Raw genomic sequence first — 21,015 nt, 5'->3', positions numbered from 1 at the left:
ACTAACGTTTTTCTTCAAAAGAAAAATGGATTGGATGAACACTTTTATACTATAGACCGTTTAGAATTCTATAGAAAAATTATAGACCCTTTTTAAAAAATAACTAGTGAGTAAATGGCTTGGAGTGACACCTCCAAGCCATTTTTATTTTACTAAAATATTTGATTTCTAAATTGAGAAGGAGAATACCCTATACTTTTTTTGAACACTTTATAAAAATATTTCTCATCATTATATCCAACCATTTTGCAAATATCCGAAACTCTTAAATCGTGGTCGGACAATAGTGCCTTGGCTTTTTCCATCCTAACGTCAATGACGAAATCAAGTAAATTTGTACCAAATTCCTGCTTAAATTTCCTTGAAATATGTTCACGGCTTAAATAGAAATGATCTGAAAAATATTGCAGGCTTAAATCTTCATGATAATTCTTCCTGATATAATTAGCTATTTCATGAAAAACATTTACTCTTTCCGTATTATTTTTGGATATGATTTGATGGAGTAGAATAAAAGACTGTTTGAGCTCCTTTAACCATTCCTCAATTAGCAATTGACCACTGTCATTCATTAGGATAAAGGAAATTTGAGGGTCAAATCGCTTTAAATGATCGGAGAATTCTTTAAAATATTTTAACTTTAAAATATTGAGCTCGTTTTGCCAAATCTCTATATGATTGAGTGTAATGGCTTGTAAGGTTCGCAATTCGTTTGTAAAGTTTTCTGTTATTGATTTGATGACATAATCTTCTTTACACTTCATGGCAAAAAGGAGTTTTTTTTCATAATTATTGATATAAATGGTTTCATTCTCTATGACGCTCGAGTGTGAATCATCAAAAATAAAGCTGGCAGGTTTTTTTAGGTTTAATTTGCTCTTTAATACCTTTCTAGCGTCATCATAGGAAAGAGAGATTCCTAATGGAAGAGGCTGAGGCTTGCCAACTGAAAAGAAAAAATGTGAACCTAGAGTTTGATCAATCTTCTGATTTATACCCTCCAGGATTTGTTTTGTATGGTCAAACTGATTCCAAAATAGTATGACAATCTCATTCTCATTGTTCCAATTCTGAAAAGCATAACCACAACCATACAGACTTAAATATTCGTTACATAAATTTTTAATTGAAAAAAGCAGTAAATCTTTGTTTGTCGAAAACCTTTGATGAATTTTCCAATGGATCAGCTGAAAGCTCAATATAGCAATCCGAATCAGACCATTGTTTACGTCGATATCCCTGTTAATCTCTTGTAGAATAGTATAATGCTTTGCAGGTTCTTTGAGGTATTCCGATAGAGCTTTGTCCAAGTAAATGGGTTCTATGTGTTGCATTCTTAAGTCTTTCGATTGATTCTCTAATCTTTTTACCTCATCTTGTTTCCAAGCATCAATCGCTTTTTCTAGGGCATTTATAATTTCACCTTGATCGATTGGTTTTAATATATAATCGACTCCGTTGTATCTCATGGTATTTCTGACAAGATGAAAATCATTGAATCCACTTACTACAATTACTTTCGAAGTGATGCCGCATTCATGAATCCAGCTTAACAGCTCAATACCAGTTTGATTTGCCAGCATCATATCCAGAAAGATAATATCTGGCTTTTCTACCTCAATGACTTTTTTAGCAGCTTCTACATTCTGTGATTCGAAAACCTTTGAAATTTTATATTCTTCCCATGGAATTAAAAGCAAAATGGCCTCTCGTACATGTTTTTCATCATCAACGATTAACACCTTCATTTTTTTCTGGATCACCGCCTTTATGTAAAGGTATTTTTGTCGTTATTTTTAAACCATGTGGGACTACATGATTCAAAATCATTTTTACTTCTGGGCAAAAGTAAACGCGTAACCTAGTTAATACATTTAATAGGCCAATATGGTCTGTTGATTTCCATTCAAAGTCGTTTTTTTCTTGTAATACATTCATCAATTCTTTCATTTTCGACTCATTGATTCCTTGTCCGTTGTCTTCGACTATTAAAATCAGTTCTTCATTATTTTCTAGTTTAGTAGTTAGTTTCAGGACACCCCGGTTCCCTTGATCCATTCTGCCATGCATAAAATAATTTTCAATAATGGGCTGCAGAATCATCTTCGGAACCTGAATAGGAAAAGTTGCCTCGTCAATATCCATAATCACCTGGAAATCATCCTCAAATCTTTGCTGCTGAAGTTCTAAATAGGATTTTATGTAATCTATTTCCTTCCCAAGTGGAATAATGGACTCATCAATTTTCATATTAAAATGCATCATTCTTCCTAACGCCGATGTTAATGAGTAGATTTTAAGATTCTTATCCTTTAACGCTAAGGTGCCAATCGACTGCAGTACATTATTGAAAAAGTGTGGATTAATCTGTGCTTGAAGTGCTTTCAATTGGTTCGTCTTATTGGCTATTTCTAACTTATATTCACTTAGAATAAGTGAGTTAATTCGGTCAACCATTTGATGAAAGCGTCTAGCTAATACCCCAAATTCATCTTTACGGTTGATGTTTGGAAATTGAACATTAAATTCACCTCTTTCCACAATGTTCATCTCATAAATAAGCTTGCGGATGGGTCTTACAACAGTTTGGATAACTATTATCAATGAGGCGCTAATCGCCAGAATTAAGAAACAGATGACTACAAAAGTATTAATCTTAGTTAAAAGGTTGGCATCATGATATAACCAGCTATAGGGTATTCTCTTAACCAATTTCCAGTTTGCATATGGAAGGTTAATAGTATCATATAGAATTAATTCTTTAGAACCATTATCGTTTACTTCAAAATGAGAGGCCGTTTTTTTAATCCTAAACAGTTTACCGACCCAATCTTCCTGTACTTTTGTACCTATTAATTTTTCTTGAGAAGAATAAATGACATCCCCGTCTGGATCCAGTATAAAAATATCTTCTTCTTTATTTGTGTATAGCATATCGCTAATAAAACTCAGATAATCAAGTCGTACGTCAATAGAAAGTACGCCTAGACGGTCCCTTAACGGAACGTCTTCAATGATACGATAAAAGGAAAATACTTGTTTGCGTTCATATCGAGATAGTAAATTCCTTTGATTGAAACCATAGATATCACTTAAATGGGTTGGTTCTATGAAAGCCCTTTCATTATGCTCTGTTTTAAAATTTGACATAGTTTGTTTACTTACATAGTCAGAGTAAAGATAGCTTTGTTTTTGTCTGTCCAAGAATAAGAACACTTGGTGAAATTCTTTTTTTGAATCCCCCAACTGAGTGATAGACAAATTGATATCATTTTTTTCTTGATCCTTAGGAGTACGGGTTCTCATTAAGTCAAATAATCGGTAGGGGGTTCTAGAAAATAAAGCGCTTTGTGTGGTGTTATCAATGGATTGTAGGTAGTTCTCCAAATTTGTTTTACCTTGAAATAATAATTTTGAGTTCTCCTCAATCACCTTTTCAGTGATAGAAGATTTGGTCAGATTATGGGTGATCAAAATGGAAGTTACAATGGGAAGTAAAATGGCAGACAACAACAGTAGGGTTAGTTTATAACGAATGCTAAACATCATTCCTCCTATGTCAATATATTACACTTCATATATCAAATTTTTAGAATTTACCGATAATTTAGTTAATTGTAAACTATTAGATAAGGGAGGAGGTATAATAATGAAATATAGCAAAAAAAGCGACAATCTGCAACTCGTGATATTTTTGGGACCTGCACTGGTTTTATTCCTCATAATGAAAATTATCCCGTTTTTATTGGGAATGTATTATTCCTTTACCGATTGGAATGGAATTTCTACAGCAAAAAATTGGATAGGCTTTGATAACTTCCTTCGTATCTTTAAAGATGAATACTTTTTTAACTCATTTTTATTTACCGCTAAGTATTCCGTTGTCGTTGTTATTTTGAACAATGTATTAGCGTTTTTATTAGCGTTCTTATTAACTAGAAAAATCCGTATCAGAAATCCAGTTCGTGCCATCGCTTTTTTGCCTAATGTTATTGGAGGAATCTTACTTGGATTTATTTGGCTATTCATTTTCACTAGAGGCCTCCCGACAGTCGGTAAATTAACGGGAATTGACTTTTTTAACCTGCCGTGGCTTGGTACAGAAAACACCGCTTTTTGGGGCATTGTGATCGTAAGTGTTTGGCATTTTGCAGGATATTTAATGGTTATATATATTGCAGGTATAGCCAGTGTCCCGCATGAATTATTAGAATCAGCTGAAATGGATGGTGCGACTACTCTTCATAAAATCAGGCATATCATTCTTCCATTAATTATGCCGGTTGTTACGGTCTGTGTATTCCTCAGTTTATCGACATCCTTTAAGGTTTTTGATGTTATTTTCTCATTAACGAAGGGGGGGCCTTTCCGTTCCACTGAGCCTGTGGCTTTAGATATTTATGTCGAAGCCTTTACTCGTAATAATATGGGGGTTGGTTCAGCTAAAGCTTTCATTTTCTTTATTGTTGTCGCGTTAATTACCTTATTGCAAGTCTGGTTTACAAAAAGAAGGGAGGTACAATAATTGGCAATCTTCAAGGGAAGGTGGATTTTGGAGCTATTTGCAATCATAATCGCCATTCTATTTTTAATTCCTTTCTATTTCGTTTTTATTAATTCGGTTAAGAGTTTCGCAGATATTCTGATTAATGGGGCAAGCTGGCCTAAAGAATTTCTTTGGTCTAACTACCTAAAAGTATGGGAGAGAATTGATTATCCGAAGGCTTTTTGGAACTCATTAATTGTAACCGTTTTCAGCGTTGCCGGGATGACATTGATCAGTGCAATGGCAGCCTACCGTATTGCTCGCAGACCCACTTTCTTTAGTAAACTGGTCTTTACTTTGTTCGTTGCTGCTATGGTTATTCCCTTTCAGTCCATTATGATTCCACTCGTACAAGTGGCTAATGGTTTGAATATCATGAACAGTCATCTAGGACTTATTTTTATCTACTGGGGTCTTGGAGTACCGTTATGTGTCTTTCTATTTCAAGGATTTATTAAGACTATTCCTCTTGAATTGGAAGAGGCAGCGGTTATTGACGGCTGCTCTCCTTATGGGGTTTTTTGGAGGGTAGTTTTTCCCTTGTTAAAACCCATGACGGTAACGGTCATTATTCTCCAAAGCTTATGGGTTTGGAATGATTTCCTGCTCCCCTCACTGATTCTACAAAACATAGAATTGAGAACCATTCCGCTAGCAAATTTCACCTTCTTTACGGAATATTCGAAGCAGTGGGATATGGGACTGGCAAGCCTGGTGATGAGCATTACACCAATTATTATTTTCTTTCTGATTTTGCAAAAACATGTGATAGATGGAGTAACGGCTGGATCAGTAAAAGGTTAGTCATGTAAAACACTATAAAATTATTAGGGGAGGCTATCAAATGAAAAAGGTATTTAGCTTGTGTGTATCTTTGATGCTTTTACTTGCTGTTCTCAGTGCTTGCGCCGATAAGACGGAGCCATCAAGTTCCAACAATGCATCAGGTGGAGGGGGAAAATCCCAAGAGAAGAAGGTTATTACGGTTCTTCAATTAAAGCGGGAAATCGTCGACCAATTAAAAGAGATGGCCACAGAATACCAAAAAACACACCCAAACATCGAATTTCAGTTTTTAGGTGGTCAGGATGATTATAACACGGCTTTGAAGTCAGCCTTTGCATCTGGAAATGCTCCTGACGTATTTACCAATAATGGTGATGCGGATGCGGTATTGTGGAAGGATCGGATGGTTGACCTCTCGAATGAGCCTTGGGTGAAAGACATGGTAGAAATCGCTAAACCACCTATTACAGTGGATGGGAAAATCTATGGAATGCCATACAACATAGAAGGTTTTGGCTACATCTACAATAAAGATTTATTCGAAAAAGCAGGTATTAAGGAAACTCCGAAAACATTAAGCGAGCTTGAAGAAGTAGCTAAAAAACTGAAAGCTGCCGGTATTACGGCTTTCGTTAATGCCTGGCAGGAAAATTTCACCATGGGTAAGCAAGGTTTTAACGCTGTGTTTGCCAGACAAGAAGATCCGAGAAAATGGATGGAAGATTTAAATAATGGAAAAGTAACTTTCAAAGGAAACGGACAGACGGAAGATTACATGAAACTACTTGATTTGAATAAAAAGTACGGCAATAAGGATGCGATGACAACTGATTACAACACCTCTATGGCAAAATTTGTAGCTGGTGAAGGGGCCATTATTCAACAAGGTTCCTGGACACAGCCAGTGCTGGACCAGATGGGGTCTAAATTAAACTTGGGAATGTTCCCGATTCCAATTAATGATGATGTAAAAGCCAACGAAGAAATGTTTGCATTTGCAGGAAACTATTGGTCTATTAATAAGGATTCAAAGGTTATTCCTGAAGTAAAAGAATGGTTAAATTGGCTGGTAACCGATCCAGCAGGTCAAAAGTATATTGTGGAAAAATTTAAGTTTATCCCTGCTTTCACCAATATAAAATTTACCAATGAGCAACTTGGTCCACTGGCTACGGCTCTAACTGCTTACACCGATAAAGGTTTAAGTGATGGACGTTACTACAATATGCTGCCTTCTGGTTATGAGAAAGAATTCGGTTCAATTTTCCAAGCATATGTGGCGGATAAATTGACCAAAGAGCAGACCCTTGAAAAATTAGATGAAGCGATGAACACCCTAAGGAAACAATAATAAAAAGATTATGATTGGGAGACGGAACAACGTCTCCCTTTCTTTAAAGCCATCCCATGAAAATAATAGTGAGGAAGTGTTTTTGAGATGCATTCACCTAAGCTGGCCATACAAACAAGAATGTGGGGCGTAGAACGGATCGAAACTGATTTTCCTATCATCTTCAATGATGTTTTGCAGGCAGGTTTTTATGGTGTTGAATGCCGATTTAATCTTGTTAACGATGAGGAAAACCTGAACACCTATTTAAAGCAAAATCCAAATCTAAAAATCGTTGCATTACATATTCTTGCTGAATCCTTTCACCCCGATCACCCAGAGGAGGATTTAACTGCCTTACTTGAAAGAATGAATCGTTTCGGTATTCAAAGGCTAATCGTTACATTATTAAAAAAAGACAGTCTAGAAGAATATTTAGAATGGATTGAAGCCATTTCTTCTATTGCAAAAAGCTGTGCAAATAAAAAGATACAGCTCTTATACCACAACCATGATTGGGAATTTGACTACGGCTATCAGCTGTTCGATGTGATTAACAAAGACCCGAATATGCAGCTGGCTGCCGATTTCGCATGGATTTACCGTGCTAATTATAGTTTCAAAGAATTTATCGATCGGTATAGAGAAACGATTAAATATGTGCACGTGAAAGACACCGCAAACGGTCAATGGAAAGAACTTGGAAACGGTGATATGGATTTGGTCGCCCTTGTCAACGAATTAAAAACGTTACATTTGGAATGGTGGACCGTTGAACAAGATGAAACCGATAAAGTGCCAATTGAGAGCGCCATTATAAGCAGGAAATTCCTTCAAAACTTGGGGATGTAGAGTGCTGACCCTTTAAAACTTGAATAATGGTAAAATAGCAATTTTTATTATGGGGGTAGAAACAATGAGTAAAAAGTATAGGGTTGCAGTTCTAGGTGCAGGGGACATGGCGAATCAACATGTCCAGGGATGGCAACTAGCCGGGCATGAGGTAGTTTCGGTTACCGATGTGGATCTTGAAAGAGCAAATACTTTGGCTGAAAAAGCAGGTGTAAAGCAGGTATATTCGGATTTTACTCAATCAATTATCCAGCCTGATGTAGATATCATTTCTATTGCATTACCATTAATTTATCATGGACCTGCAACCATTTTGGCCGCAAACCATGGCAAACATGTATTTTGCGAGAAGCCTTTAGCAAGTTCACTTGAAGAGGTTGAAAGGATGCAAGCTGCTGTAGAAGAAGCCGGTGTTAAATTTGGGCTGGGTTTTCAACGTAATTTTGCACATGGTGTGGAATTGACAAGCAACTGGGTAAAGAAGGGGTTGTTTGGTTCTCCAATGGTGTTTAATTCGGATCTTCTTCAGGAGGTACGGCCGAAAATCACCATGCATGATAAAAATGGCAACCAGGGTCCTGTTGTGGATACTTGTTGTCACTTTTTCCTGATGTGGCAAACAGTGTTTGGCTCGAAGCCTAAAAAAGTGTATGCAAGAGGCGGAATTTTAGGAAAGGACCGTCAGGAAATCGCCCATTTTGAGGAATTGGCAATAGATACCGCCATCATCACGATTGAATTTGAATCAGGTGATATCGGAAACATGACCATCTCCTGGGGACTGGCGAAACATACAAAGATGCGGGGAAGAGCAGATAGAATTATTGGACCTAAAGGAGGAGCTGAGGGTTATTTCAACACGTGGGGTACTGACAGCGGAACAGAAGTTCATCTATTTATTGGTGATCAAGATGAAACCGTTCCACTGGAAAGAAGGGTACTTCACCAAGTGGAATTCGAAGCTTTTATTGAAGCTCTTGATCAAGGTCAACCAGTACCTTATGGATTTGAGCAGGGGAAAGAGATGATAAAGCTATCTTACGCTGTGTTGGAATCAATTGAAACTGGCAAAGTCATTTATGTATAAATCAAAGAGTATCAGGAAGGAAGGGATATATGATGAGAGTCGGATTCTACCAATCTTGCTTTATGAATTGGGAACTCGAAAAAACATTTAAATGGGCCAAGGAGAATGATTTCTACGGTATCGAACTTCATGGCGGCCCAAGGTATAAACATATCAATTGGAAAGAGCTTGCGGAAGGGAAAAATACTTCAGAAATCATGAATCTGCAAGAAAAATATGAAATGCCAGTTATTGATATCATGTTTGGTGCCCTTCCATTCTTGTCTCCGGATCAGGAGAAAAGAGGGGAAGCGCTGGAGTATATCGATATGTTATTACGAGCAGCAAAAAACATTGGCGTACAAGTAGTTTCTACGTTTACAGGTAGAGATCCGATGAAGACAATCGAAGAAAACCTAGATACATTTGAGCAAGTCTTTCCTGCAGTTGCCGAAAAAGCTGAAAAATACGGTGTAAGGCTTGCCTTTGAAAATTGTCCGATGTATGAGTTCTGGCCGCCTGTTTATAACATTGCTGTTTCACCATTTCTATGGAATGAGTTATTTACCAGAGTTCCGTCTAACGCGCTCGGCCTAAATATCGATCCATCCCATTTAGTGTGGCAGAAAATCGATTATGTGCAAGCAGTACATGATTTTAAGGAACATATCGTATTGGCCCAAGCAAAAGATACCGAAGTTCTCCCAAACATTCTAAGAACCGAAGGAATGCTGACCATGAAATGGTGGAGACACCGGATTCCGGGTCAAGGGGATGTTGATTGGAATAAATTCATTACGGCGCTTCATGAAGTGGGATATAACCATGTTCTTAGTATTGAGCATGAAGATCCTATTTGGGAAGGGACAGATGAAAAGGTTCAAAAGGGTCTTCTTCACGCGAAAAAACACTTAGAACAATTTATCTAAAGAATACATTAAACATCAATCTCTTCACTCCCATAAGATATTTGTCTAGTCCAAATATTTTATGGGTTCTTTCGATACATTTACCATTAATGAATTATAGTTTGCCAGGAAAGGGGTGTGGTGTATGAGTGGAATGGCAATTGGGCAAGCAGGAGGACCTACTGCTGTTATTAATTTGAGTGTAATAGGATTCTTAGAAAACCTTTCATCCATAAGACCTGTATATGCCGTAATGAACGGATATGAGGGGCTGGCTCGCGATTATATCGTTCCCCTTCAAAGTGAGTTGTTAAAACGGGTTCAACGAAGCAGAGACTTACCTGGTGCGTGTCTCGGGGCAGGAAGATTCCTTATGGATGAAGAGAAAATAGAAACCGCTGTTAGAAATTTAGAAAAAAAGAACATTACTACTCTCGTTTTTATCGGGGGAAATGGAACAATGGCAGCACTGCATCGCATTAGTGAAATGGGCCAGAAATTAAACATTCCCTTACAAGTCATAGGAATACCCAAGACTGTAGATAATGACTTGGCTGAAACCGATCATGCCCCAGGCTTTGCGAGTGCAGCAAAATACGTGGCGTATGCAACCAGGGATATCAGTTATGATCTAGCAGCCATGTCTAATTTTGAACAGGTCAGAGTCATTGAAACGATGGGGCGAAATGCTGGCTGGCTGGCATTGGCTGCAGGTTATTTGAAAAGACAGGAACAGGAGGGCCCGCACCTGATTTATGTTCCTGAGGTTCCCATTAAAAAAGATCGATTTCTTGATGATGTACACAATGCAGTGAATGCTTATGGTACTGCCACGGTAGTAGTCAGTGAAGGAGCGGTAATGGAAGGGTGGGGCCAAGTGGAACAGGGGAAGGTAAAAGGTCGAAGTGTCCTTGGTGGCCTCTCTTTTCGCTTGAAAGAGATGGTAAATGATAATCTAGGGTATTTTACTAGAGTTGAAATGTTAGGAATGAATCAGAGGAGTTCTTCTTTAGCTGTGTCTGCACAGGATCGGCATGAGGCATATGAAATAGGGCATATGGCTGCTGATTTTATAAAAGAAGGAAAAACCAATGTCATGGTAAGCATTAAAAGGAGACCTGGCACCTTTTATCAATATGACTATTGTGCTGTGCCCCTCCATACCGTTGCAAATACGAGCGAGAGATTACTGCCTTATGAATATTTGCATCAAACGAAAAAATATTACGAGTGGCTCTCACCACTAATCAGTAGTGACTATTCTCAAGTAGATTCAGTAGATGTAAAAAAAGATTTTTTTAGTTTTGGAGGAATATTATGACATATATTTCCGGAAAAGACTTATTAACTCATGCCTATACAAATAAATATGCTGTTGGGGCGTTTAGTACCCACAATGCAGAAACCATACAGGCCATTCTTTGGGCAGCTGAAGAGGAACAAGCACCGGTAATGATTATGATAGGACAAAAGGTGATCCAGTACATGGGACTGGAGAATATGAAAAGAATGATAGATCTATTTTCAAAAAATATCACAGTTCCAATATGTATTCACTTAGATCACAGCCGTGACTATGCTCAAACAAAACAAGCGATTCAACTCGGGTTTCAGTCTGTCATGTTTGATGGGTCTGCTCTTTCTTTCGAGGAAAATGCAGCTATAACCGCTAAAGTGGTGAACCTAGCACGCCCAATCGGAATTGGTACAGAAGGGGAGATTGGAAAAATAGGCGGTACAGAGGATGATATTACAGTAGCAGAAGAGGATGCGATGATCACTAGTACGGAAGAAGCAGTGACCTATGTGGAAGCAACTGATGTTGATTACTTGGCTGTTTCAATCGGTACTGCACATGGTATTTATAAAAAACCACCAAAGCTGGCTTTGGAAAGACTGAAAGAAATTTCTGCTGCTGTAAATCGGCCGATTGTTCTTCATGGGGGTTCAGATGTTCCTGATGACCAAATATCAGCTGCGATTTCACTTGGAGTAGCGAAAATAAATGTCGATACTGAATTACGCCAGGCATTTACCTATGGAATGTTTGAAATACTTAAGGATAATCCTCACGAATATCACCTCGCAAAGTCGCTTGGTAATGGGCGAGAATTCATGAAAGAAAAAGTGAAAGAAAAAATAAGACTATTCGGTAGTAGTAACAAAGCCCAACATTTTTTGAATTTGCCGGTTTAGGAAGTGAATGACAATGTCAGATTTTAATAGCTTAAAAGAAATAAATACTCACGTCCCTTTTTTTCATATAGAGGATCAAAAATTCAAAGCCTATGGAAAAATTATCGAGAATTATAATTTTAACGAATTACACCAGTTTATGGAGCAAACAGTGATTCCTGTTGAAGGAAATGTATATGTGGCATCTGTTCCGGAAATGGAAAGTACTAAAGTAAAAAATCAAATCCAGTTTGCTTTTTATGGGGGCTTGCCTATCGAAATTGGATACTGTAATGGTCCGAATTCTACATTAAATGGGCTTGAATATCATAAAAGCAGCGAAATTAACATTGCGATTACTGATCTGGTACTTCTTTTGGGACGTGTACAGGATATCAATCAAAATCGCTATGATTCTAAAAACGTAGAAGCATTCTTTATTCCCAAAGGCACAGCAATAGAAATTTATGCAACTACCTTGCATTTTGGACCTTGTAAAGTAAATCAAGATGGTTTCAAAGTGGTTGTTATTTTACCAGCAGGCACGAACGAACCTTTAGAGCAAGAGGTCGATAAACGGACAGAAGAAGATAAATTGCTATTTATGAAAAATAAATGGCTTCTTGTACATCCTGAAAGAGAAGTGTTAGTGAGTCGTGGTGCTTATCCAGGAATTATCGGAGAAAATATCCATATATTATATGATTCTTCATCAATATGAATTTATGAAAACACATTATGTTATCAAAAAGATAATGATGAATGTAGAGATGATATTTTAGTCAAAAAGGAGAACCGTTTAATGATAAATTCAGCAGTTTTATTCCTGCCGATCGGCAGAAAAACATTTGATATGGAAGTCGCCGAACGGTATCGTGATCAAAGCCTGAATTGGTTGGAAGAAAGCTGCCAAACTGTTCTTGCACCTAAACAGATCATTTCATCAATAGAAGAACTCGAGGCATTTTTAGAGCCCCTTAAAAGCATTGAATTTGATACCATTTTATATCAAAGTGTTACATTTGCTGATGGGGAATTTATGGTGAAGGCATTAGAGTATTTTAAAGAACCAGTCATTGTATGGTCCGTTCGGGAACCAAGTATTGGAGGTCGGCTACGCCTCAATTCTTTAACTGGTGGGAATAGCACCAGTAATGTGCTAAGAAACCACCAACATCCTTTTTCCTTCGTGTTCGGAAATCCAGATGAAGAAGAACTTCAACAAAGGTTACGTCGCCAATTTGATGTAATGCGTGTACTGAAGAAGATGCGAAATCTAAAAATTGGTGTGGTTGGGGACTATCCACCGGGATTCTTTTTCTCGGATGCCAACGCGGAAGAACTTCAAAGGGCACTTGGTGTTACACTTCATAAGATTGACCTTCAGGAAGCTTTTAAGAAATGCGTGGAACTTCCAGAGGAAGAATGGGTAGGGGAAATTGACCGGGCAGCAAAGCAAGTTGTCGGTTTAAAGCGGGATGACGAAACAGTAAAAAAATTCGCCCAGTTTTCCACCTACATTAAAAAACATATCAAAAAGGAAGAGCTGAAATCTTTAGCTATGCGCTGCTGGCCGGACTTCTTTAATGAATTAGGCGCAGCACCATGTTCGACATTATCGCAGTTCACAGAAGATGGCATGGTTACTTCATGTGAATCGGATATTCATGGATCTATTTCGATGTATGTGTTACGCGAACTAGCAGGTGGAAATGCTCCTTACTTAGGAGATTTAGTTCATTTTAATGAAGATAAGAATTCGGTTGTATTTTGGCACTGCGGTGCCGGTGCCTATTCCCTTGCACATCCATCAACTGGAGCAACAGCAGGTGTACATCCCAATCGAAAGATAGGGTTGGCCATGGACTTTGGCTTAAAACCAGGAGAAGTGACTATATTTAGAGTCAGTCATTATCCAGACGGATATCGGTTTCTAGTCATGAAAGGGTCGGCTCTTGATGTTGAGCAGCCATTCAGCGGAACATCGGTAGAAGTTGAATTAGCGACCGAAGTTACATCAACCGTATATGAGCTTATGCATGAAGGATTTGAGCCGCATTATGCATTGGTCTACGGTGATGTAACGAAGCAGCTAATCGAACTCGGCCGGATTCTTGGGCTAGAGACGAAAGTCTTTTTATAACTAATGGTTTTCCCCGTAGAAATAATTTGGTAAATGAAAACATTCCCAATATTAAGGAGTGGAGAATAGATGTCTGTTGTAACTTTATCCAATCAATATGGACTTTATATAAATGGACAGTTTGAAAAGACAGAAATGACTGCGGCGGTTTTAAATAAATACAGCCAAGAGGTGGCAGCGCACATCTCCATTGCCAAAAAAGAGCATGTGGATACGGCAGTGAGAGGGGCAAAGGCCGCGCTTAAACAGCCGTTTCCACCTTACGAGCGTTATAAAGTGTTAATGAAAGCATCACAGCTGTTATTGGAGCGTAAGGAAGAATTTGCGAACATTCTTGCGATAGAGGTGGGTAAACCCATTCGGGAGTCGCGTGGTGAGGTTGAACGTGCAGTTCAAACTTTACAAATATCAGCAGAAGAAGCGAAACGAATTCAAGGGGAAGGCATTCCGGTCGAAGCTGCTCCAGGTTCTGAAAATCGGATCGCCTTCACGGTACGTGTACCTGTAGGAGTCGTGGCTGCTATCACTCCGTTTAATGTACCTATTAACCTTGTTTGTCACAAAATTGGTCCTGCCATTGCAGCAGGAAAACAGTGTGGTATTAAAACCAGCGGAAGTAACATCCATTTGTGCGTTATTGTTAGCTGAAATAATGGAGGAAGCCGGGCTTCCAAAGGGACGACTGCAAGTATTAACAGGTTCAGGTGCCAAGATTGGAGATTGGCTGCTTGATAATAAAGACATTAATATGTTTACCTTTACAGGAAGTCCACGTGTGGGAGAAATCCTTCGCACAAAAGCCGGACTTAGGAAAGTAGCTTTAGAACTAGGTAATAACTCTGCGACGATTGTTCATAAGGATGCTGACTTAGTGCAGGCTGCATCACTGATTGTTCAAAAAGGCTTTAGCAATGCTGGTCAGGTTTGTATCTCTGTTCAGAGGGTATACGTTCACCAGGATATTTATGAACCATTCTTAGCGCTATTAAAGGATCAAACAAGTTTCTTTGTCCTCGGAGATCCAATGGATGAAAAAACGGATATTGGTCCAATGATAAGCTTATTAGAGGCTGAGAGGGTAGAAGCCTGGGTGAACGAAGCTGTCGAACAAGGAGCGGTTATTGAGATGGGTGGAAAGCGCAACGGAGCACTCTATTATCCTACAATTCTTACTAATGTAAATGATGATATGAAGGTTTGTCGGCAAGAAATTTTTGGACCGGTTGTTTCTGTTGCCGTATATAGAGAGGTTGATGAGGTCATTGAAAAAGTAAATGATTCTGAATACGGGTTGCAAGCTGGTTTATTCACGAATGACCTTCAATTTGCGATGAAAGCAGCTCTAGAAATAGAAGTGGGTGGACTCATTGTCAATGATGCCTCTGCCTATCGTGTGGATCATATGCCATATGGCGGGGTAAAGAATAGTGGCAATGGGAAGGAAGGTCCAAAATACGCCATCGAAGAAATGACTGAGGAACGTATTATTGTATTTAACCTGTAAGTTCTTGAGGGGATTAATATGCCATTCACAAATCTAAGCAGAAAAGAAATAATAAAAAACCTCGTAACTGAGGAATACGATGTCCTTATAATTGGCGGCGGGATTACAGGGGCAGGTATTGCGCTTGATGCTGCGACAAGAGGTATGAAAACAGCACTAGTTGAAATGCAGGATTTTGCGGCTGGTACATCCAGCCGTTCTACAAAGCTTGTTCACGGAGGATTGAGATATTTAAAGCAGTTAGAAATGAAAATGGTAGCCGAGGTAGGAAAAGAACGGGCAATTGTTTATGAAAATGGTCCCCATGTAACTAAACCGGAATGGATGCTTCTACCAATCCACCAAGGTGGTACTTTTGGTAAATGGAGTACTTCGATTGGTCTGCGGGTCTATGATTTTCTCGCTGGGGTTAAGAAGTGTGAAAGAAGACGTATGCTGAGTGAACGTGAAACTCTTGACCTTGAACCTTTAATAAAAAAGGAAGGCTTAAAGGGAGGAGGCTGCTATGTAGAGTACAGAACTGATGATGCCAGACTTACCATAGAAGTTATGAAAAAAGCCGTTGAAAATGGGGTAAATGCTATAAATTATGCTAAGGCTGAAGGATTCCATTATGATAATGGTCAAGTAAGTGGAATAGTTATTACTGACCTATTGGGTAATGAGACTTTCAACATAAGGGCAAAAAAAGTTGTTAACGCAACAGGTCCTTGGGTAGATGATTTCCGTGAGAAGGATAACTCAAAAAAAGGTAAAAAGCTTAGGCTTTCAAAAGGAGTACACCTTGTAATTGATCAATCAAGATTCCCGCTAAAGCAGGCGGTATATTTTGATACACAGGATCAAAGGATGGTATTTGCCATTCCACGTAATGGGAAAACTTATGTTGGTACAACAGATACTTTTTATAACGGTGATAAAGAACACCCTAAGATGACTGAAAGTGATAGAAACTATATTATCAATGCTATTAATTATATGTTTCCCACAGTACAGATTAAACCAGATGACATTGAATCTAGTTGGGCGGGTGTAAGACCATTAATATTTGAAGAAGGAAAGAATCCGTCTGAGATATCACGTAAAGATGAAATATGGGTTTCTGAATCCGGTTTAATTACAATTGCCGGAGGGAAATTGACTGGATATAGAAAAATGGCAGAAACAGTAGTCGATTTACTTTCCGAAAAACTTACTGAAGAAACCGGCAAAAAGTTTACGGAATCTCACACTAGAAATACTCCAATATCTGGAGGTGAATTTGGTGGTTCTCATAAATTTAGCAGTTATATTAAAGAACAGGTAAAAAAAGGGAAGAAGGCTGGACTTTCAGAAGAAGATGCAAGGGAACTAGCACTATGCTATGGAACGAATGTACCTATTTTATATGACATCGTCCAAAACAAGGAACTGTTTTTTAATAATAATAAGCTACCTACAGTCTTATTAGCAAAACTTGAATATGCTATTCAATTTGAAATGGTAGCTACACCGCTGGATTTCTTTTTGAGGCGGACTGGAGATTTATTATTTAATATTATAGATGTTAGTAAAAACAAAGATGCCGTAATTGAGTATATGGCTAAGCAAATGGGTTGGACTGATGAACAAAAGAAAATTTATTTTAGTGAACTAGATTATGAGTTGTATCATGCAAGAGTTCCAATTGATTAAGCTGTGATTTTATAAGAAAGACTTGTAAAAATCCACTTTTGCTTTAGGAAAGGTGGATTTTTTATGTCTATTAATTTGAAAATTACAAGAAAGTGTGAAATTCGAAGTAGCAATTTACGGGATCGATTTAGTCGTTTTTAAGGGAAAACTGATCTACGTTAATTAGTAGAGGTTTCAGAATATATGCGGGGAAGTTAACCTTGCCTTTATTGGTAATACGACACGATTCCTATTGTTTTTTCTTTTTTTGATTTTTGAAGAAAAAGTAGTTGACGACGAAAATAAATTTATGATATTATAGAAAATTTGATAAAAAATATTATATGTGTTAAGCTTAAGAAGGTTACCAAATATGGAGGTGGATTATTTGTTTCAAATTGGCGATAACATTGTTTATCCAATGCACGGAGCAGGTATAATTAAAGCCATAGAAGAAAAGGAAATCTCAGGGGTAAAACAACAGTATTTTGTTATAAAAATGTTAATCAGTAATATGCAAGTCATGATTCCTACGGGTAAAATATTAAGTTCAAGTATACGTCCAGTTACTGACATAATTGCATTAAAACAAATCATACACATTTTTCAGCATGGAGAATCAGATCGATTACTGCCGTGGAAACAAAGGTATAAAGTGAACACCGACAAAGTAAAAACGGGTAAAATACAAGAAGGTGCTGAAGTTGTACGTGACTTAATGCGTATGAAGAAAGAAAAAGCACTTAATTCAAGTGAAAAAACAATGTTGGATAACGCACATGGATTTTTGATGAGTGAACTGGGATTAATTAAAGGGATCACTGAAAATCAAATAAAAAGTTTCTGTTAAGGTTAATAATAGATAATGTATTGTATCTTCCAAAAATATCTTGAACTTTTTGGGAATATGATTATTAGGACAAGTAAATCCACTTCAAAGACATTCAGCTTCTTCAACTCACTTTTAGAGTATTAACCTCTTTTGTTAAATCTACAATCTAATCCATTTTTATTATTTAAATTTTTTTTACGAACGTTTGAAGTTTCATCAACTCACTCGATAAAATAGTCACGTGATTTTTGCAATCCTGATTCACACTGGCACGGACAAGGAGCCGTAAGGATGAAAGAGAGGTAGGGCTTTCATTGTTTTAGGTATACAATTTATTATCAAAGTCATTATTTCTATAAGAATACATCCACTTTTTCTTTTTGAAGAGGTGGATTTTTTATGCCTATTAATTTGAAAACTAATAGCATATGTGAAAAAAGAAGTTCAAGAAACAACTTCCAATAAATAGCTATTTTTATTTCCCTTTTAGATGGGTATAACATTATGGAAATAGATAACTGGTTGATTATACTCTATCAATAATTTTAGGGAGGTAAAAAGATGCAATGGAAAGGAAGACGGCAAAGCGCAAACGTTGAAGATCGTAGAGGTATGGGCATGGGAGGGAAAACCGTGATAGGAGGAGGTATTGGTAGTATCATTATCGTTCTCCTTTTTACACTGCTCGGTGGTAACCCCGGAGATTTAATAAATAATAGTACATCGAATCTAGGGTCAGATACAAGCGCTCCTTATCAAGAATCAACTCAGGAGAAAGAATTGGCGGACTTTGTTTCGGTTGTCCTTGCCGATACGGAGGATGTTTGGTCAGAGAAATTTCAGGAAAAAGGGCTAACATACGAAAATCCTACGCTCGTTTTGTATAGGAACAGTGTTCAGTCGGCCTGTGGAACTGCCAGTTCAGCTGTTGGACCGTTTTATTGTCCAGGTGACCATAAGCTTTACATTGACCTAAGTTTTTATGAGGAGCTGAGACAAAGATTCCAAGCACCTGGTGATTTCGCGATGGCATACGTTATCGCCCATGAGGTAGGTCATCACGTCCAGACCCTTTTGAATATGGGAGACAACGCTTCAGCAAGCCAAAAACGTTCCAATGACTACTCTGTCCGATTTGAATTGCAGGCTGACTACTTGGCGGGTGTTTGGGCACACGATGCCCAAGGGAAGGGGTACCTTGAAGAAGGCGACCTAGAAGAGGCCATGAATGCAGCAAACGCAGTTGGTGATGATAATATTCAGAAAAAAGCACAGGGCTATGTGGTTCCTGAAAGCTTTACGCACGGAACTTCCGAACAAAGAAAGCGATGGTTTAAAAAAGGATTTGAAAAAGGCACCATTGAGGGAGGAGATACCTTTAAACAGGCAAATCTTTAAAAGGGTTAAATAATGGTATGTAGGAAGCTGTCCGAACAATTCGGAAGCTTCTTTTTCATGTATCGCAGCGCATACTTCTCTTTATTAGGAGATTACTTAATGTAGAAAAAGCGACTTCACTTAATTAGACCCATTATCCACTGAATCATTCAAAATTCTAGGTCCAATGGTAGCAAGGTATAATTTCAATCCTCTCGGTCGGATACATCATGGTTAAGTAATTGCTGCGCAATTGTAAAACCAATGAGATATGCTGGAGCTGAAGTGTTGCCATCAACAGTAAATGGGAATATAGAAGCATCAGCAACGATTAAGTCTTTTACTCCATGGACATGTCCTTCGGAATCAACAACACCATTCTGGTTAAGAGGTGCCATTCGAAGAGAGCCATGTTGATGGTGATTATGGCCAAAATTTTGTTTGATAAACTCTTCAAGCTGGTCGTTGTGATTAATGATTTCTAATGTGGGTGAAATGAGCTGATACTCTGGATCAAGATTGGCTGCTATTTTCTTGATATAAACTTTGTATATGTTCTTTATTGCTTCTAAATCCGCAATATTTTCAAGAAATCCTTCATCAGCAAGGACTATTTGTAAGGGGTCATTGCTCTGTATTTTGATGGACCCACTACTTTTTGGCTGTAAGAAAATAATAGCAACCGTTAGTGTATCACCAGAGCCAATTCCAATAAGCTGCACCCCCCTTCGATCCTGGTCAGCTCCAGGAGTTGGATTAGGCAAGAAAGCACCTCCTGTGAAAAGAGCATACGAATCATCGTGTGGTAAAGGGGTTTGTTGGGCAATGGGATTGGAGGAGGTAAAAACTGCAAAATTAAGCGTATGGTTTTTTAGGTTCTGTCCGACATTTGGATTATCGAAAATAACTGGAATGTTTGCATTTTGTAGAAGAATAGCGGGGCCAATTCCAGAGAGCATTAATAGCAGGGCACTGTTGATTCCTGCTGAAATAATCACTTTCTTGCGAGCCGAAGCGCGAAAACATTTACCTTCTTTGAGGAATTCAACACCAACTGCCCGATTTTTCTTAAAAAGCACACGAAGGGCGGTTGATTTAAAGAAAACTCTCAACTTTCGACCATTTATCCCCTTACCATCAGTGGTCATGATATCTGAGGAAAAAAAGGCGGTTGATGAGCTTTCTCTTTGACCGTATTGGTTTTGATACAATTGCCAGCTGGTAAAGGGACCGAGGGGAGTATCAGGATTATTGTAGTCAAGAATTCTTGAAAAACTTGTTGCTTGTTCTATTGCAGAAACCAGTTTTTCGGCCATCGTACTGGGATATCCTTGAGCCTGTCTTATATTTATTCGACCCGTAACTCCACGATACTCTGGGTGATCCGTACTTCCATTATATTTTTCTAGTTTTGTAAAATAATTAATTGCCTGTTGGGGTGACCAAAGTGGCCCTAGAAGTCTTTCCCATTCCGTAAAAACTGCTGAAGTTGGTCTTACATACTGCATGGTGTTGATTGAAGATCCGCCCCCTAAGAGTCGACCCGTGGTCCATTCAAAAGATTGCTCGTCTAGCCCTTCCTGAGGAATTCCCTCACCTTGCCAAAAATATTTTTGAAAATAGTGTTCTTCAAGTTCTAAAGCAAATGTAGAATCTTTAATAGGAAGATCACCGTCATAATTTCCCCCAGCTTCTAAAACAAGAACAGAAGTTTTTTTGTCATCCGTAAGAGTCTTTGCAATGACTGAACCACTTGGGCCGGTTCCTATCACAATATAATCATAAGTTAATTCATCGTTTTTTTCTTTTGACTTTTTCATATTATCTCACCAACTTTTATTAA

16 protein-coding genes and 1 pseudogene are annotated in these 21,015 nt (G+C 38.1%); 14 read left to right on the top strand and 3 right to left on the bottom strand.

What is annotated here, in order from left to right:
* Positions 1 to 152: 152 nt before the first annotated feature.
* Together QFZ87_RS18420 and QFZ87_RS18415 are read right to left on the bottom strand one after the other, a co-directional pair.
* On the bottom strand, positions 153 to 1,742 hold the full coding sequence (locus tag QFZ87_RS18420) for a response regulator transcription factor (protein ID WP_309864460.1): 1,590 nt from the start codon (positions 1,740 to 1,742) through the stop codon (positions 153 to 155).
* The gene (locus QFZ87_RS18415) at positions 1,729 to 3,549 is read right to left on the bottom strand and encodes a sensor histidine kinase (protein ID WP_309864458.1); all 1,821 of its coding nucleotides are present in this window, start codon (positions 3,547 to 3,549) and stop codon (positions 1,729 to 1,731) included. Before QFZ87_RS18415 ends, QFZ87_RS18420 begins: the two co-directional genes overlap by 14 nt.
* Positions 3,550 to 3,649: 100 nt before the next feature.
* On the opposite strand from QFZ87_RS18415, the gene QFZ87_RS18410 reads away from it, so the two are divergent.
* The 14 genes and pseudogenes from QFZ87_RS18410 (at position 3,650) to ypfJ (ending at position 19,193) form a co-directional block, all read left to right on the top strand.
* Positions 3,650 to 4,525 (top strand): carbohydrate ABC transporter permease, encoded by an 876-nt coding sequence (locus QFZ87_RS18410; RefSeq protein WP_309864455.1) that lies wholly within the window; start codon positions 3,650 to 3,652, stop codon positions 4,523 to 4,525.
* Entirely contained in the window at positions 4,526 to 5,350 is an 825-nt protein-coding gene (locus QFZ87_RS18405; protein WP_309864452.1) for a carbohydrate ABC transporter permease, read from the top strand.
* A 40-nt stretch (positions 5,351 to 5,390) separates the two neighbouring features.
* Positions 5,391 to 6,683: an ABC transporter substrate-binding protein gene (locus QFZ87_RS18400; RefSeq protein WP_309864447.1), complete on the top strand. Its 1,293-nt coding sequence runs from the start codon at positions 5,391 to 5,393 to the stop codon at positions 6,681 to 6,683.
* Positions 6,684 to 6,770: 87 nt separating this feature from the next.
* On the top strand, positions 6,771 to 7,514 hold the full coding sequence (locus QFZ87_RS18395) for a sugar phosphate isomerase/epimerase family protein (protein WP_309864443.1): 744 nt from the start codon (positions 6,771 to 6,773) through the stop codon (positions 7,512 to 7,514).
* Positions 7,515 to 7,578: 64 nt separating this feature from the next.
* Positions 7,579 to 8,601: a Gfo/Idh/MocA family protein gene (locus QFZ87_RS18390; protein WP_309864440.1), complete on the top strand. Its 1,023-nt coding sequence runs from the start codon at positions 7,579 to 7,581 to the stop codon at positions 8,599 to 8,601.
* A gap of 29 nt (positions 8,602 to 8,630) precedes the next feature.
* Complete coding sequence (locus tag QFZ87_RS18385) at positions 8,631 to 9,509, top strand: sugar phosphate isomerase/epimerase family protein (protein ID WP_309864439.1); 879 nt, start codon at positions 8,631 to 8,633, stop codon at positions 9,507 to 9,509.
* A 124-nt stretch (positions 9,510 to 9,633) separates the two neighbouring features.
* On the top strand, positions 9,634 to 10,809 hold the full coding sequence (locus QFZ87_RS18380; RefSeq protein ID WP_309864436.1) for a diphosphate--fructose-6-phosphate 1-phosphotransferase: 1,176 nt from the start codon (positions 9,634 to 9,636) through the stop codon (positions 10,807 to 10,809).
* Positions 10,806 to 11,684 (top strand): class II fructose-bisphosphate aldolase, encoded by an 879-nt coding sequence (locus tag QFZ87_RS18375; protein WP_309864434.1) that lies wholly within the window; start codon positions 10,806 to 10,808, stop codon positions 11,682 to 11,684. The genes QFZ87_RS18380 and QFZ87_RS18375 overlap by 4 nt, the downstream gene beginning before the upstream one ends.
* Positions 11,685 to 11,697: 13 nt before the next feature.
* Positions 11,698 to 12,384, top strand: coding sequence for a DUF4867 family protein (locus QFZ87_RS18370; RefSeq protein ID WP_309864432.1), 687 nt, complete (start codon positions 11,698 to 11,700; stop codon positions 12,382 to 12,384).
* 81 nt (positions 12,385 to 12,465) lie between these two features.
* On the top strand, positions 12,466 to 13,806 hold the full coding sequence (sftI, locus tag QFZ87_RS18365) for a sulfoquinovose isomerase (protein ID WP_309864429.1): 1,341 nt from the start codon (positions 12,466 to 12,468) through the stop codon (positions 13,804 to 13,806).
* A gap of 69 nt (positions 13,807 to 13,875) precedes the next feature.
* A pseudogene (locus tag QFZ87_RS18360) lies at positions 13,876 to 15,310 on the top strand (aldehyde dehydrogenase family protein).
* An 18-nt stretch (positions 15,311 to 15,328) separates the two neighbouring features.
* Complete coding sequence (locus QFZ87_RS18355; protein WP_309864426.1) at positions 15,329 to 16,984, top strand: glycerol-3-phosphate dehydrogenase/oxidase; 1,656 nt, start codon at positions 15,329 to 15,331, stop codon at positions 16,982 to 16,984.
* A gap of 367 nt (positions 16,985 to 17,351) precedes the next feature.
* Entirely contained in the window at positions 17,352 to 17,813 is a 462-nt protein-coding gene (locus QFZ87_RS18350; RefSeq protein ID WP_309864424.1) for a CarD family transcriptional regulator, read from the top strand.
* Positions 17,814 to 18,356: 543 nt separating this feature from the next.
* A complete protein-coding gene (gene ypfJ / locus QFZ87_RS18345; RefSeq protein WP_309864422.1) occupies positions 18,357 to 19,193 on the top strand; it encodes a KPN_02809 family neutral zinc metallopeptidase in 837 nt (278 codons plus the stop codon).
* Between the two features lie 185 nt (positions 19,194 to 19,378).
* Here the strand turns inward: ypfJ and QFZ87_RS18340 are convergent, their stop codons facing one another.
* The gene (locus tag QFZ87_RS18340; protein ID WP_309864419.1) at positions 19,379 to 20,992 is read right to left on the bottom strand and encodes a GMC family oxidoreductase; all 1,614 of its coding nucleotides are present in this window, start codon (positions 20,990 to 20,992) and stop codon (positions 19,379 to 19,381) included.
* Between the last annotated feature and the right edge of the window lie 23 nt (positions 20,993 to 21,015).

The organism is Bacillus sp. SLBN-46, from assembly GCF_031453555.1.
In the GTDB taxonomy this organism is placed as follows: Bacteria; Bacillota; Bacilli; order Bacillales; family Cytobacillaceae; genus Neobacillus.
This window is presented reverse-complemented; position numbering and strand designations above follow the sequence as displayed.

Bases quoted from the DNA above. Each gene is read 5' to 3' on its own strand.
- QFZ87_RS18415 (WP_309864458.1), bottom strand. From the start codon at position 3,549: ATGATGTTTAGCATTCGTTATAAACTAACCCTACTGTTGTTGTCTGCC.
- QFZ87_RS18410 (WP_309864455.1), top strand. From the start codon at position 3,650: ATGAAATATAGCAAAAAAAGCGACAATCTGCAACTCGTGATATTTTTG.
- QFZ87_RS18400 (WP_309864447.1), top strand. From the start codon at position 5,391: ATGAAAAAGGTATTTAGCTTGTGTGTATCTTTGATGCTTTTACTTGCT.
- QFZ87_RS18395 (WP_309864443.1), top strand. From the start codon at position 6,771: ATGCATTCACCTAAGCTGGCCATACAAACAAGAATGTGGGGCGTAGAA.
- QFZ87_RS18390 (WP_309864440.1), top strand. From the start codon at position 7,579: ATGAGTAAAAAGTATAGGGTTGCAGTTCTAGGTGCAGGGGACATGGCG.
- QFZ87_RS18385 (WP_309864439.1), top strand. From the start codon at position 8,631: ATGATGAGAGTCGGATTCTACCAATCTTGCTTTATGAATTGGGAACTC.
- QFZ87_RS18380 (WP_309864436.1), top strand. From the start codon at position 9,634: ATGAGTGGAATGGCAATTGGGCAAGCAGGAGGACCTACTGCTGTTATT.
- QFZ87_RS18375 (WP_309864434.1), top strand. From the start codon at position 10,806: ATGACATATATTTCCGGAAAAGACTTATTAACTCATGCCTATACAAAT.
- QFZ87_RS18370 (WP_309864432.1), top strand. From the start codon at position 11,698: ATGTCAGATTTTAATAGCTTAAAAGAAATAAATACTCACGTCCCTTTT.
- sftI (WP_309864429.1), top strand. From the start codon at position 12,466: ATGATAAATTCAGCAGTTTTATTCCTGCCGATCGGCAGAAAAACATTT.
- QFZ87_RS18355 (WP_309864426.1), top strand. From the start codon at position 15,329: ATGCCATTCACAAATCTAAGCAGAAAAGAAATAATAAAAAACCTCGTA.
- ypfJ (WP_309864422.1), top strand. From the start codon at position 18,357: ATGCAATGGAAAGGAAGACGGCAAAGCGCAAACGTTGAAGATCGTAGA.
- QFZ87_RS18340 (WP_309864419.1), bottom strand. From the start codon at position 20,992: ATGAAAAAGTCAAAAGAAAAAAACGATGAATTAACTTATGATTATATT.